The organism is Ralstonia psammae, assembly GCF_958405935.1.
Lineage (GTDB): Bacteria > Pseudomonadota > Gammaproteobacteria > Burkholderiales > Burkholderiaceae > Ralstonia > Ralstonia psammae.
In genome coordinates this window covers 435,517-448,286 of sequence record NZ_CATZBU010000003.1, presented here as the reverse complement: position 1 = coordinate 448,286, position 12,770 = coordinate 435,517, and the positions used below count along the sequence as shown (strand labels likewise).

The 12,770-nt window shown below is 66.1% G+C and carries 14 protein-coding genes; 5 read left to right on the top strand and 9 right to left on the bottom strand.

Annotated elements, in window-relative coordinates; translation table 11 throughout:
• The first annotated feature begins 28 nt into the window (after positions 1-28).
• The 3 genes from R2N16_RS08800 (at position 29) to R2N16_RS08790 (ending at position 2,860) form a co-directional block, all read left to right on the top strand.
• Entirely contained in the window at positions 29-766 is a 738-nt protein-coding gene (locus R2N16_RS08800) for an aspartate/glutamate racemase family protein (protein ID WP_316665245.1), read from the top strand.
• 108 nt (positions 767-874) lie between these two features.
• Positions 875-1,759, top strand: coding sequence for a LysR family transcriptional regulator (locus R2N16_RS08795; RefSeq protein ID WP_316665244.1), 885 nt, complete (start codon positions 875-877; stop codon positions 1,757-1,759).
• Between the two features lie 147 nt (positions 1,760-1,906).
• Positions 1,907-2,860 (top strand): AEC family transporter, encoded by a 954-nt coding sequence (locus R2N16_RS08790; protein WP_316665243.1) that lies wholly within the window; start codon positions 1,907-1,909, stop codon positions 2,858-2,860.
• A 27-nt stretch (positions 2,861-2,887) separates the two neighbouring features.
• On the opposite strand, the gene R2N16_RS08785 is transcribed toward R2N16_RS08790, so the two are convergent.
• Positions 2,888-3,934 carry an alpha/beta fold hydrolase gene (locus R2N16_RS08785; protein ID WP_316665242.1) on the bottom strand — a complete coding sequence of 349 codons (1,047 nt, stop codon included), beginning with the start codon at positions 3,932-3,934 and terminating at the stop codon, positions 2,888-2,890.
• A 34-nt stretch (positions 3,935-3,968) separates the two neighbouring features.
• Positions 3,969-4,367 carry a cupin domain-containing protein gene (locus tag R2N16_RS08780; protein WP_316665241.1) on the bottom strand — a complete coding sequence of 133 codons (399 nt, stop codon included), beginning with the start codon at positions 4,365-4,367 and terminating at the stop codon, positions 3,969-3,971.
• A 328-nt stretch (positions 4,368-4,695) separates the two neighbouring features.
• On the opposite strand from R2N16_RS08780, the gene R2N16_RS08775 reads away from it, so the two are divergent.
• Positions 4,696-4,947, top strand: a complete 252-nt coding sequence (locus R2N16_RS08775; RefSeq protein ID WP_316665240.1) for a hypothetical protein — start codon at positions 4,696-4,698, stop codon at positions 4,945-4,947.
• A 60-nt stretch (positions 4,948-5,007) separates the two neighbouring features.
• Positions 5,008-5,790, top strand: a complete 783-nt coding sequence (locus tag R2N16_RS08770) for an alpha/beta fold hydrolase (RefSeq protein WP_316665239.1) — start codon at positions 5,008-5,010, stop codon at positions 5,788-5,790.
• A 20-nt stretch (positions 5,791-5,810) separates the two neighbouring features.
• Here the strand turns inward: R2N16_RS08770 and R2N16_RS08765 are convergent, their stop codons facing one another.
• From R2N16_RS08765 to R2N16_RS08735, 7 genes are read right to left on the bottom strand one after another with little or no spacing between them, the layout of a single operon-like run.
• Complete coding sequence (locus R2N16_RS08765; protein ID WP_316665238.1) at positions 5,811-6,902, bottom strand: acyl-CoA desaturase; 1,092 nt, start codon at positions 6,900-6,902, stop codon at positions 5,811-5,813.
• A complete protein-coding gene (locus tag R2N16_RS08760; RefSeq protein WP_316665237.1) occupies positions 6,886-8,016 on the bottom strand; it encodes a sterol desaturase family protein in 1,131 nt (376 codons plus the stop codon). The genes R2N16_RS08765 and R2N16_RS08760 overlap by 17 nt, the downstream gene beginning before the upstream one ends.
• Entirely contained in the window at positions 8,013-8,636 is a 624-nt protein-coding gene (locus R2N16_RS08755; RefSeq protein ID WP_316665236.1) for a phosphatase PAP2 family protein, read from the bottom strand. Before R2N16_RS08755 ends, R2N16_RS08760 begins: the two co-directional genes overlap by 4 nt.
• Positions 8,633-9,943, bottom strand: a complete 1,311-nt coding sequence (locus tag R2N16_RS08750) for a F390 synthetase-related protein (protein WP_316665235.1) — start codon at positions 9,941-9,943, stop codon at positions 8,633-8,635. The genes R2N16_RS08755 and R2N16_RS08750 overlap by 4 nt, the downstream gene beginning before the upstream one ends.
• Positions 9,940-10,746, bottom strand: coding sequence for an MBL fold metallo-hydrolase (locus R2N16_RS08745; RefSeq protein WP_316665234.1), 807 nt, complete (start codon positions 10,744-10,746; stop codon positions 9,940-9,942). Before R2N16_RS08745 ends, R2N16_RS08750 begins: the two co-directional genes overlap by 4 nt.
• A complete protein-coding gene (locus tag R2N16_RS08740; protein ID WP_316665233.1) occupies positions 10,724-11,737 on the bottom strand; it encodes an NAD-dependent epimerase/dehydratase family protein in 1,014 nt (337 codons plus the stop codon). The genes R2N16_RS08745 and R2N16_RS08740 overlap by 23 nt, the downstream gene beginning before the upstream one ends.
• On the bottom strand, positions 11,734-12,720 hold the full coding sequence (locus tag R2N16_RS08735; RefSeq protein WP_316665232.1) for a 3-oxoacyl-[acyl-carrier-protein] synthase III C-terminal domain-containing protein: 987 nt from the start codon (positions 12,718-12,720) through the stop codon (positions 11,734-11,736). The genes R2N16_RS08740 and R2N16_RS08735 overlap by 4 nt, the downstream gene beginning before the upstream one ends.
• Positions 12,721-12,770: the final 50 nt, after the last annotated feature.

Sequence of the window (12,770 nt, the reverse complement as noted above, 5' to 3'; positions counted from 1 at the left end):
TTTCTGCTCCGGTTCAGAGGGTTTCATCGTGCATATTCTGGTCGTCAATCCCAACATCTCCGAGAGCGTGACGGAGTTGATCCATGCGGAGGCGCGTCGCTCCGTTTCACCCGGCACCACGCTCACGATGGAGACGGCGCCATTTGGCGTGGCCTATATCGAAACGCGCTTCGAAGCGCTGGTGGGCGGTTATGCCACCGCGTGCGTCGTCGCCGAACACGATGGTCAGTTCGACGGCGTGATTGTGGCGGCGTTTGGAGACCCGGGCTTGGCCGGCATCAAGGAGCTGTGCAATGTGCCGGTGGTCGGCATGACCGAGGCGGCACTGGCCAGCGCATGCCTGCTCGGCCAGCGCTTTTCCATCATCGCCATTTCGAACCGCATTCAGGCGTGGTACCGCGAATGCGTGGCCGTCAATGGACTGTCGTCGCGGCTGGCGAGCGTGCGCTCCTTGCAGCAGCCGCTGCGCGACATCGGCAGCGTGCAGGAAGACCACGCGGCACGCTTGGAGGAACTCAGCCTGCAGGCGGTGCGTGAAGACGGCGCGGACGTGATCATCGTGGCCGGTGCACCGCTCGCCGGGCTGGCGCGCACACTCAAGGACCGCATTCCCGTGCCGGTCGTGGACGGCGTCTCCAGCGCCATCCGCCATTGCGAGAGCCTGATCGCACTCGCCCCACACGGAGCAGTGGAGGGCAGCTTTGCGCGCCCGCCGCACAAGCCAAACCGCGGGTTGCCTCCCGCGCTGGCTGCCATGCTGGGGTAAGTGGGTTGTCTTGCTGCCGCGAGGGGCAGGCCGGTGCGGCAGAGGCACCCGGCGATGTGGTGAGAGGTACGATGCGCTATCCGCACCTGATCCAACTTCGCACTCGCCATGTCTCTCCGCGCCTTGAGAACGCTCGTTGCCATCGCCCGCCACCGCACGTTTGCGCGTGCCGGCGAGGCCATCGGGCTCACGCAGTCGGCCGTCAGCCTGCAGGTCAAATCGCTGGAGGAGGAGTTCAATGTCCGTCTGTTCGACCGCTCGCGCCGCGAGCCCGCGCTGACAGAGGCGGGCCGTATCGTGCTCGCCCAGGCCGAACAGATCCTCGCGCTGTATGACCGCATTCCCGACGCCCTGAGCGATGAGAAGGCGCTGGTCGGGCGGTTGCGCATCGGCGCCATCCAGACTGCGCTGTCGGGGCCGCTGCCCAATGCGCTGCTGGCGCTGCGGACGGCGCATCCTGGCCTGCGCGTGCACGTGGCTGCCGGCATGTCGGCCGAGCTTGCGCAACGCGTGGCCGATGGCGAACTGGATGCCGCGATCACGTCCCACCCCGTGCGGCCGCATCCGGCCGAACTGGTCTGGTCGACGCTCTACGAAGACCGCTTCTGGCTGCTCGCTCCGGCCCAATATGCCGAGCAGGATGCGCGCGCGCTGCTGACCGAGCTGCCGTTCATCCGCTTTGATGCGCAGGCCTGGGCCGGCCGCATGATCGCCTCGGAACTGCGTCGCCTGGGCGTGCGAGTGCGCGAAGAGATGGTGCTGGACAACAAAGACACGATCGTGCGCATGGTGGCCAGCGGATTGGGTGCCGCCGTGGTGGCGCTCTCCGATTCGGAGCTGACGCAATTGCCTCCCATTGCCCGACTGGCATTTGGCCAACCGCAATTGCACCGCGCTGTGGTGCTGCTTGAACACCAATCACGGGCGGCACAGCGCTTTACCCAGGCATTGGCCGACGCCGTCGTCGCTTCTGCAATGAGAATTTCTCATTGAATGCCGGATAAATAACAATTATTGCTGCTGTGACTGCGTGATAGCTTGGCGGGGTTCCTGATCTTTGCCGAGCCTCCTCATGCTGTCCCGGACGTTTCTGCGCCTCGCATCCACATTGCGCGCACACCGCTGTGCAGGAGCGCAGCCATGACCGCTGCAATCCTGCTCGCTCTTGCCCCCGTTGCCCTTCTGGTCGCGCTCGGCCATTGGCTCAAGCGCTCCGCCTTTATCGCCGAACACTTCTGGCCGCAGGCCGAGCGGCTCTGCTACTACGTTCTGTTGCCGGCGTTGTTCATGCATGGACTGGCCACGGCACACATGCAGTCGCTCCCCGTGCTGCCGCTGGTGCTGACGTTGATTGGCGCGACATTACTGGTGGCTGTCGCGCTGATGCTGGCCCGACCGTGGATGCAAGTGGACGGCGCGGCGTTCACCTCGGTGTTCCAGGGGGCGGTGCGGTTCAACAACTACGTAGGGGTGTCGCTGGCCACGGGCCTGTTCGGTGCCAAGGGAATTGCGCTGGCGGCTGTGTGCAACGCAGCGATTGTGCCGACAGTCAATCTGCTGTGCGTGCTGGTCTTTGCCCGCTATGGATCGGTACGGCTCAGTGGGCGCGCGCTGGTGCGTCAGATCGTGACGAACCCGCCAGTGGTGGCCTGCTCGGCGGGCATCGCCATGCAGGCGCTGGGGTTGCAGATGCCCGTGGCGATCGAGCCGGCGGTGCGTGCGCTCGGGGTGGCGTCCATGCCCCTGGGCCTGCTGTGCGTGGGGGCTGCGCTCAACTTCAGCGGCGTGCGTTCGTGGGCGCAGCCGGTGTTCGTGTCGTCGGTCATCAAGTTCCTGGCCATGCCCGTGCTGACGCTGGCGGTCGGCCACGCGGTTGGCCTGACCGATGCCGCATTGATCGTGGCGCTGCTGTTTCAGGCGCTACCCACGGCATCCTCGTCGTACATCATGGCGCGCCAGTTGGGCGGGGACGCACCGCTCATGGCCGGCATCACCGCCGCGCAGACGGTGATGGCCGCAGCGGCCATGCCGGCCGTGATGACGCTGCTGGCCCTCACGCGCGGATTACCCCAGGGGCTGCTCTCGGCGCTGTGATCCAGAAGCGCTGGCGGCCTCGATGGCCTAGAGGCGCACCACATCCAGCATGGCCTGCACAAACGCCTTCGGTGCTTCCTGCGGAAGGTTGTGTCCGATGCCGCCGCCGATGTTCCGGTGCTGGTACTTGCCCGTGAACTTCTTCGCATAGGCCGACGGCTCCGGGTGCGGTGCGCCGTTGGCATCGCCTTCCATGGTGATGGTGGGCACCGTGATGGCGGGGGCGGTGGCCAGGCGCTGTTCCAGCGCGTCGTACTTCGATTCGCCCTGCGCCAGCCCCAGGCGCCAGCGGTAGTTGTGGATGACGATGTCTACGTGGTCGGAGTTGTCGAACGCCGTAGCGCTGCGGTCGTACGTGGCGTCGTCAAACTTCCACGTGGGCGAAGCGAGCTTCCAGATCAGGCGGTTGAACGCCTTGCAGTTGGCGGCATAGCCTTGCGCGCCGCGCTCCGTCGTGAAATAGAACTGGTACCACCAGGCAAATTCTGCAGCGGGCGGCAGCGGCTTGCGGTTCGCCTCCTGGCTGCCGATCAGGTAGCCGCTGACGGACACCAGCGTCTTGCAGCGTTCCGGCCACAGCGCGGCGATGATGTCCGCAGTGCGAGCCCCCCAGTCGTATCCGCCAAAGTGCGCCTGCTTGATCTTCAGCGCGTCCATGAACGCGATGACGTCGGCGGCCAGCGCGGCCTGCTGGCCGTTGCGGGGCGTGTCTGCCGAGCGGATACGCGTCGTGCCATAGCCACGCAGGTACGGCACCAGCACGCGATAGCCCGCCGCTGCCAGCGCGGGAGCCACCTCTGCATAGCTGTAGATGTCATATGGCCAGCCGTGAAGCAGGATCATCACGGGGCCGTTCTTCGGGCCCAGGTCTGCATAGCCGATATTGAGCACGCCGGCATCGATCTGTTGCAGCGCGCCGAACGGGTCGGTCGGGCCGGCCAGCAGCGTGTTTGCGTTGGAGGGCGGTGCCGGTTGCGCATGCACAAGTTCGGCCAGCCCGAGATCCAGCACGCCAATGCTGGCGATGGTGGTGCCCAGCAGGCGGCGACGGCGAAGGTTGACGGGGTTCGACATGGGGTTCTCTCTTCGGAGTGGACGGGACAGCGGGTTAGTGAACGAGCTTGACCAGCGGCTCACCGGACTGCACGACATAGGTCGCCAATTCCGATGCCTTGCCGCTGCCGACGTTTCTTGCCGAGTGCGCAACGCCCGCCGGAATGAACAGCGAATCCCCGGTGTGTAGCGTCACCGAGGGCTGGCCGTCCAGTCGGTATTCGATCGAGCCTTGCAGGACATGGGCGATTTCCTCGCCAGGGTGGAGATGCGCGGGGGCGAATGCACGCTCATCAAAATCCACGCGCACTTGCAAAGTTTCGTGGCCGGGCACGCTCAGGTCGTGATGGACGAGGTCCGTCCGATGCACGCCGGTGGTTTGCGCAAATGCGCTGTGCGCACCCAGCGCGCCTGCAAGGATGAGCAGGGTGGTGGTCAATCGATTCGGTTGCATGAAGGCTCCAGTGATCAAGGATGGATGACGAGGCGGAGTCTTGCCCACCGCGTTTCCAGCATTGGGCGCCTGCGATGTATCCGGTCGGTTTCACGATGCCGCCGATTTGTATTGCTTTGTAGCAACGGGCATCGACGGACGGGGTTTTGTATGCGTCTGTATCCGGCCGCCGCCCGGGTACATGCCCAGACAAAACGGGCAGCACGTCGCTACGTGCCGGATACGTCAGGCGCCTTAAATGCATTCCGTGGCCACGACGCCGGGCCCAAGCAATGCAAAGCGCCGGCAGGCCGCGCAATCCCAATCCAACTGTTCAAAGGAAACGATCATGACCCGCAATCTCACCAAGACCCTTGCCGTTGTCGCGCTCGCGGTGGCCGCTGCCGGCGCGCAAGCCGCTTCGTCCGTCGGCGCACGTGACCCGTACACCGAAGGCGCCCGCGCCGTGCAAAGCGCGGTGGATGCCTACACGGAGGGCGCGCGTTCGTCCGACGTCTATACGGACGGTGCTCGCACCACCGACCTCTACACCGATGGCGCCCGCAGCGCCAACCCGTACTACGACGGTGCCCGCGCCTGAAGCCGCAATCCCGCAGACACCCCATCCACCGAGAATCCGACCCGATAACAAGGACCCGACATGTTTCATCGCAAAGCCGTCTCGACTGCAGCGTTGGCACTTGGCATAGCCGCCAGTGCGCCCCTCTTTGCCGCTACGGCGGCCGACGCCAAACAACCTTCCGTCGTGATCGTGCACGGCGCCTTTGCCGATGGGTCCGACTGGGCGAAGGTGATTCCGCTGCTGCAGGCCAAAGGCGTGAAGGTGCAGGCCGTGCAGAACGGACTGAACTCGTTGGCCGACGATGTGGCCGCCACGCGCCGCGCGATTGGCAACCAGCCCGGCAAGGTCGTGCTGGTGGGGCATTCGTGGGGCGGTACGGTCATCACAGAAGCCGGAGCGGACAGCAAGGTTGCCGGGCTGGTGTACGTGGCGGCGTTTGCGCCGGATGCCGGCCAGTCGACAGAAGAGGTGGGCACGGACTACGCGCCCGCACCGGGCATCGGCAAGCTGGTGGCCGATGCCAACGGCTATCTCTCACTGCCCGCTGCGGCGCTGGCGAGCGACTTTGCGCAGGACGTGCCCCCTGCCCAGGCGCGCGTGATGGCCGCCACGCAGGGGCCCATCAAGGCGACGGCATTTGGCGAGCGCACCACGGTGGCCGCATGGCAGAGCAAGCCGTCGTGGTTCATCGTGAGCGCGCACGACCGGATGATCCAGCCTGACCTGGAGCGCGCCATGGCCAGGAAGATTGGCGCCAAGGTGACGACGCTGCCGACGAGCCACGTGCCGCAGCAGTCGCGGCCGCAGGATGTGGCAAAGGTGATTCTCGACGCGGTGCACGCGACCGAGGCGCGCGACTGAGGCAGCGTATTGTTTGCGCGTCAGTCCGGGCGTTTGCCCATGGCGCGCAGGAAGGTCTGCTGCGCAGTCAGCAATTCCCGGTAGGTGAGCGCGCGGTAGTCGAGCGCATGGGCGCGCGCCACTTCCGCCACACGCGCCGCCAGCGCCGGATAGTGCCGGTGGCTATACGTCGGGAAGAGGTGATGCGTCAGGTGCCAGTTCAAGCCGCCGAGCCAGTAGCCGATCCACGCCGGTTGCGGTTGCCAGTCGCACGCCGTGTGGAAGGCGTGCTCGTGCCACGTGTGCGGCAACTGGCCCGATTCGGGCGGCAGATAGAACGTCACGTCGGCCCAGTGCGTGCCCAGGATCAGCGCCACCAGCACGCACGAGGCAAGCATTTGCCCCGCGAAGTAACCGAACACCACCCAGCCCCAGCCGAGGCCAAGCTGATGTGCCACCCAGGCCGGCACCGCCACGGCAATGAGCAAGTGCAAGGTCTTGGCGCACAGGAATGTCGCCCAGCCGCGCAAGCCGGGCAACACGCGATCCGTCGTCAGCGGCGTGAGGCCAAGGCGGTCCGACCAGTCGTAGATCCAATTGATGTAGGGCAACGACAGTGCGGCAATCAGCGGCCAGTAGCGATGCTGGTGGCGAAACTGCGGATACCACGGCTGAAACGGCGTCTGCCGCAGGAAGCGGTTTGCAGCGGTATCGAGGTCGTAGTGCTCCACGTTCGCATGCGCGTGGTGATAGTGCACATGGCGCACCGTCCAATAGGCCGGTTCGATGCCGAGCGGGATGGCGCTCACGCGGGTCATGAGGCGGTCCAGCCATGGCCATGGGGAGAGTGCCCGATGCGCGCCGTCGTGCAGCACGTTCATCGCCAGCAGCATCGCGATGAACGGAAAGGCCACATAGGCGAGCACGAAGACCGTCGCGCTCGTGGCCGTCATCATGGCGCCATACAGCAGCGCGGAAACCGCGACGAGGAAGACGCCCTTGGCGATGAGCCGCGCATCGGCAAAGCGATGGTCGCCGTGTGCCTGCAGATGATCGTGCGCGGCACGGCGCAAATCCTCTGCCAGCGACGAGGAACGCGGTGAAGCGTAGCGAAGCTTAGCGAGATCCGGCATGCGGCGACGAAGAGAGGGACGATCCGGCACGCAGCCCGTGCCACAGTCCACAAACAAGGCCCTGCAACCCCAGCGCAACGGCCAACATGTCGGACAACGCATCGCCCGCACCGCATACGCCGATCATCAGCACGGGCAGTGCAAGTGCCAGGAGCGGCCAAAGCCATCGGCCCCAGGTGCGCCCATCCGACAAGCCGCCGAGCGCCAGCGTGAGCAACAGGATGAGCGCGAACCAAACCGCCTGCCAATGCCCGGGCCACATGCCATCGGTGCGCACAGAGTCGATCACCACGCCAAACAGCAGCACACCACCGGTGGCGATCCAGCCGGCGGGCGTGGCGCGCGCATCGCGTTGCAGCTGCGGTGTGCGCAGCCCCAGCCATTGCAGTGCCGGCACCACGTTGGCCCAGAAGGGGTTGTCGCTGTGGGTGGGCGTGTGCACGCCGTAGCGGATCGGCACGTCAGCCAGCGCGCGCTGATACGTGCCGAACAGCTTGTCCCACAGCAGCAGCGTGCCGCCGAAGTTGCGGTCGATGTACTCCGGGTTGCAGCCGTGATGTACGCGGTGGTTGGCGGGTGTGACCATGAAGCGGTCCAGCACGCCAGAGCGGCCGACCAGCCCGCAGTGGTTGTAGAACTGCACCGAGTAATGCAGGCCGGATACCGCCACGAACATCTCCGGCGTGACGCCCAGCAGGGCCAGCGGCACGAAGAACGGCAGCGATGTCAGCGACGACAGCCACGCGTTGCGCACGCCCAGCGACAGGTTGAAATGCTCACCCTCGTGATGCACCGCATGGATCGCCCACAGAACGCCCAGCTTGTGGTGCGTGCGGTGCAGCCAATAGAAGCCGAGATCCCACGCGACAAAGGCGAAGGCCCAGCCCGCAATCGGGTGCCAGCCATCCACCCAATGCAGGCTGGCATGGGCATACAGCCACGTGAAGCCTGCCACTTCCAAGCCACGGCACAGCCACATCAGCACGTGGCCCGAGTTCAGGTTGAGGATGACGTCGCGCCACGGCAGCGGTTGGCCGCGCCACCATTTGAGCGCAGCGAGTTCCAGCAGCACGCAGCCGAGCATCAATGCGAGCGGCAGAGCAAAGGCATTCATGTCGACACCGGTTCGATGGAGAGCGTTGACGCACGCCGCGCCAACCATTGACGGATCGCCACGCCGCACAGCACGCCCACGGCCACACCCGCCGACAGATCGAGTGCGACGTGCCGGCGGGTCTGGATCGTGGCGTACAGGATGCCGAGGCCCCAAGCTGCGGCAAGCACTGTGCGAACCGGCTTGCGCGCGTCGGCCAGCGCCCAGACCGAGAGCAGCGTGAGCGCCCCATGCAGCGAGGGCAGGCAGTTCTGGCTCGAATCCACGGCCATCAGCATGCGCTGCACGCTGGCCGGCAGCGACGCGTCAGCCAGCGGCGGGTAGTGCAGCGTGGTCGGCCACAGCAGAAACACCGCACCGCTCACCAGCGCGCTCATCTGCATGGCGCGTTCCAGCCAGGGCAGGCGTGACATATCGGCCAGCAGATACGCCAACGGAATCAGCGCGAAAAACGACACATACAGCCAGATGCCCGACGTGCTGAACGCAATGGCGCGGTCCAACGCGGTTTCCGGCACAACCGTGCCCGCGCCTTGCAGCACACCGCACGCACCATAGACCAGGCCCACCGAACACCAGCCCAGGGCCATATGGCGCAGGCGCGTGGCAAGCGGGCTCATCGTGCCGCCCCCGACGCTGCGAGCCGAACGATGCGGCGGCGCTTGGTGGTGAAATCGGTGGCGATGCGCTCGGGCGTGGCGTGCCATGTCATGCGCGACGTATCGACACCCTGGCAGGCGAACACATCCGCCAGATGCGCCTGGCACGCGCGGACGATGTCGGCGTCGACCGGTTGGATGGATAGCGCCAGCGTGCACGCATCGGTTTGCACCAGGCGGTAATCCGCATACAGCGGCAGCGCCTGTGCCAGTGCCCGTGAACACAGGTCCGCAAACAGCGTGACGGTGCCGCCGCCCAGCGCGGGCAGGACGAGCGTATCGTCGCAGCGGCCTTCGATGCGCTCGATGGCTATCGCCGGATTGCCGCAGGGGCAGGCCCCAAGCGCTGGGTCGCGGCGGATGAGGATGTCATCCAGCCGGTAGCGCACGATGGGCTGCGTGCTGCGTGTGAAATCCGTGATGACGGGGACGAAGCGGCGTTCGTCCAGCCATTGCGGCTCGATGTGCACGTGCGCTTCGTTCAGGTGCAGCGTGCCGTGCGGGCAGGTCGCGCCGAGGAAACCTTCGGTGGCCTGATAGACCTCGCCGACGTTGCCGAAGGCCTGCGCAAGCAGCGCGCGGTCCATCGGCTCCAGGACTTCGGCGCCGGAAAGCACCTGCACGGGTGCGATGTCGAGCCGGCCTGCCAGCCGTTCCATCGCAAGCGCACGCAGCACCTGTGCCGGCCCCACGATGATGGTCGGCTGCAGTGCCTCCAGCGGTGCGCGGTGCGAATCGAACGGGGCAAACAGATCGAAGAACGAGAACGTCAGCCACGGGTTACGCACGGCCGTATACAGATTGCTGTTGGCGCGCAGGAACAGCGCGACGCGCTCGCCGTGCAACAGGCCGCGCGGCAGCAGCTTGGCGAGCAGGATGCCGGCCCACTGCGCCCGCTCGGTGGGGCTGACGACGAATACGCCGCGCCCACCGGTTGTGCCGGACGACAAGCCCACCGAATACGCCCCGACCATCGGCCGGAAATCGCGCGACTGCTCGGCCTGTTGCGCGCAGGCCAGCACGTCGTTCAGGCGCAGGCCGGCGGTGTTCATGGCGTCGAAATGGGCCATCATCGTGGCCTTGTCCATCAATGGCCATTCGCGCATCGGCTTCGATGCAAACGGGCGGAAGTACGGGCTGCGCGCCAGCACGCGCTGCGTGAAGCGAGCGATCTGGCGCTCTTGATGCATTTGCAGCGCTGCGCGATCAGGCAGGCGCAACCGGCGCGTTTGCCAGTACGACCACAGCAGGCGGTGCAGCGCCGTCACAACGCACCCTCGTGCGTGAGCAGGATGCGCACGTGGCCGCTTGCATCCAGCGCGCGCAGCTTGCGCAGCGTGTCGAAATAAGCGTATCGGTCTTCCATGATGGAATACGCCAGCACAGACGGCCCACGCAGTTCGCGATAGCTCAGCGGTGACCAGGCGGCGTCGGCAGCCAGCAGCACCCAGCCGTCATGCGTGCGCACGAACGCGCCGAGGTGCCCCGCGGCGTGGCCGGGCAGCGGCACGAGCAGCACGTCGCCGTTGCTGTCGGGCAAGGCCCAGGCAGATGTGAACGGCGCCAGCTCCGGTGGCAGCGCGACTTGCTCGAACTGTTCGACAAAGCGCGTGCGCGTTTCAAAATCTTCGGGAATCAGCCCGGGCACGAAGGCGCGCCGCAACGCGGAAACGCCACGCAGCGCACGCAGGTGCATCCATCCTTCGCCAGAGCAGATGACCGGCACGCCCGGAAAGTCGCGCAGGCCGGCAACGTGGTCACCGTGAAAATGCGAGACGATCAATCCATCCAGGTCGGCCGGGCGCACGCCCTGTTGGGCGAGCTGTGCCGCCATGGATTCCGACGTATCGAAATACACCGGGGTGACCTTGCGATAGATCGCGAATATGCCACTGCGCGTGTGGTCATGAAAATGCGAGGCATAGCCCGTGTCCCACAGCCAGCGTCGGCCGGCAGCTTCGATCAGCCATGCGCGTGCAGGGAAGGCGCACGTGCGCAGGCCAGCGCCGCGCAGTGCCACGCACGCGGTGTGCGTGCAGTACCCTGCTTCAAAGACCGCTAGGGTTGCCATGTTCGCGTAACCAGTGGGCCGTGCGGCGGATGCCTTCGGCCATGTCGATGGGCGGCACGTAGCCGAGTTCGATGCGCGCGCGGTCGTTGGCGAGCGTCATGTCGTAGTGCAGGGCGGCGGCGCTGTAGCGTGTGAGCAGCGGCTCGCGCTGCGTGATGGCGCCGGCGGCTTCCATTGCACGCGCTGCCAGCGCCATCGCCGGATACGGCACGGCGCGGATGCGGTGGCGCAGGCCGAGCTGTTGCCCCAGCAATTGAGCGAGCAGATCGCGCAGTGTGGCGGGCGCGTGATTGGTGATGTTGTAGGCGGCGCCGGAAGGCACGTCCGCGGTGGTGGCGCACTGCATGGCATGCACCACGTTTTCCAGGTACGTCAGGTCCATGCGTGCCGCGCCGCCGCGGGGCAACGGCAGCACGCCGCCGCGCAGTTTCAGCAGATGCAGGATGCGCGGCAGCACCACGCGATCATGCCGCCCGAACAACCCGCGCGGCCGCAGGATGACGAAGTGCGTGCGGTTCTGCGTGGAGACCTGCTGCTGGATCGCAGCTTCTGCCAGCATCTTGGTCGCCGCGTAATGGTTGGCGAAGCGGGCAGGGCGATAGCTCTCTGGCAGATCGGCGTGATGCTGGTAGTCGAAGTAGATCGACGGCGTGGAGATTTGCACGAAGCGGCGCACGCCACGCTTGACGGCGCCTTCGGCCAGCGCCGCCGTCGCACGCACGTTGGCAGCGTAGAAGTCGTCATAGGCGCCCCATGGCGATGACAGCGCCGCGCAATGCCACACCGTGTCGACACCATCGAGCATCGCATCAAGCGTGGCCGGTGTCAGCTTTGACAAATCGGCGGGTACGTAGTCCGCACCGCGTGCGACAAAAGCTTCGCGCTGCGTGGCATCGCGCCCCGTAGCGCGCACGCCCGCGCCCCGCGCCAGCAGCGCATCGACTGCGTTGCGGCCGAGCCCACCGGTAGCGCCGGTCACCAGTGTCGTCATAGCGTCAGCACCATGCCGCCCAGCGTCAGGCCCGCTGCCGTGCCAACCAGCAGAACCGGCTTGCCGGGCTCGATGCGTTGGCTCGCTACCGCTTCATGCAGCGCGGTGGGAATCGACGCCGCCACCTGGTTGCCGTGCTGGGCGTAGATATCGATTACGCTCGCTTCGGGCACGCCCAGCCGTTTGCGCAGATGCTGCATGCCAAGGTGGCTCGCCTGGTGCGGCACGACGACATGCATGTCGCGCAGCGTGTAATTGCTGCCCGCGAACAGGCGATCGAGAAAGCCATCCATCAGTTGCGAGGCGAGCTTGAACACGCGCTTGCCGTCCATGTGGAAGAGGTAATCGGTGGGGTGCGCACCGGTGCGCGGGTTGCGGCGCGTGCCGCCCGCGCGGATTTCGCAATAGGTCTTCCCGGCGGGGTAGGTCTCCAAGCGGTAGGCGTGGACGCCCGCGCCGGACGCCGCAGGCGCCGCTTCAACGATGACCGCTGCAGCTCCGTCGCCGAAGATCAACGCGGTCTCGGCATCGTCCCAGTTGATCCCGCGTGAGGCGAGATCGGAAGCCACCACGGCAATGCGCCTGTACGCACCCGTGGTCAGCAGGCTGCTCGCCACATGCAGCGCAGTGAGGAAGCTCAGGCAACTGGCGTTGACATCAAACGCGGGCGTGCCGACCAGCAGCCCGGCGGGCTCCAGGATGCGCGCGGCCGTGTTGGGCAGCGCCTGTTCCTGCACGCCCGACGCAGAGATCAACAGGTCAATGGATGAAGCGGGAACATCGGCGCGGCGCAGCGCATCACGCACGGCAGCGCCAGCCAGTTCCGACTGGTGTTCGGCCAGCGCGGCATGGTGGCGGACATCAATACCGGACTTCTTGCGCACGTAGCCAGCCCGATGGCCCAGGCGAGCATCCAGTTCAGCGGACGTGACTTGTTGTTCCGGCAGTGCCTTGCCGGTGGAAAGCAGATGAATCGGCAGCATAGATGCAGGCCCGCACGGAGGTGCGATGCCCTGTTCCCTTTTTCGGCTGC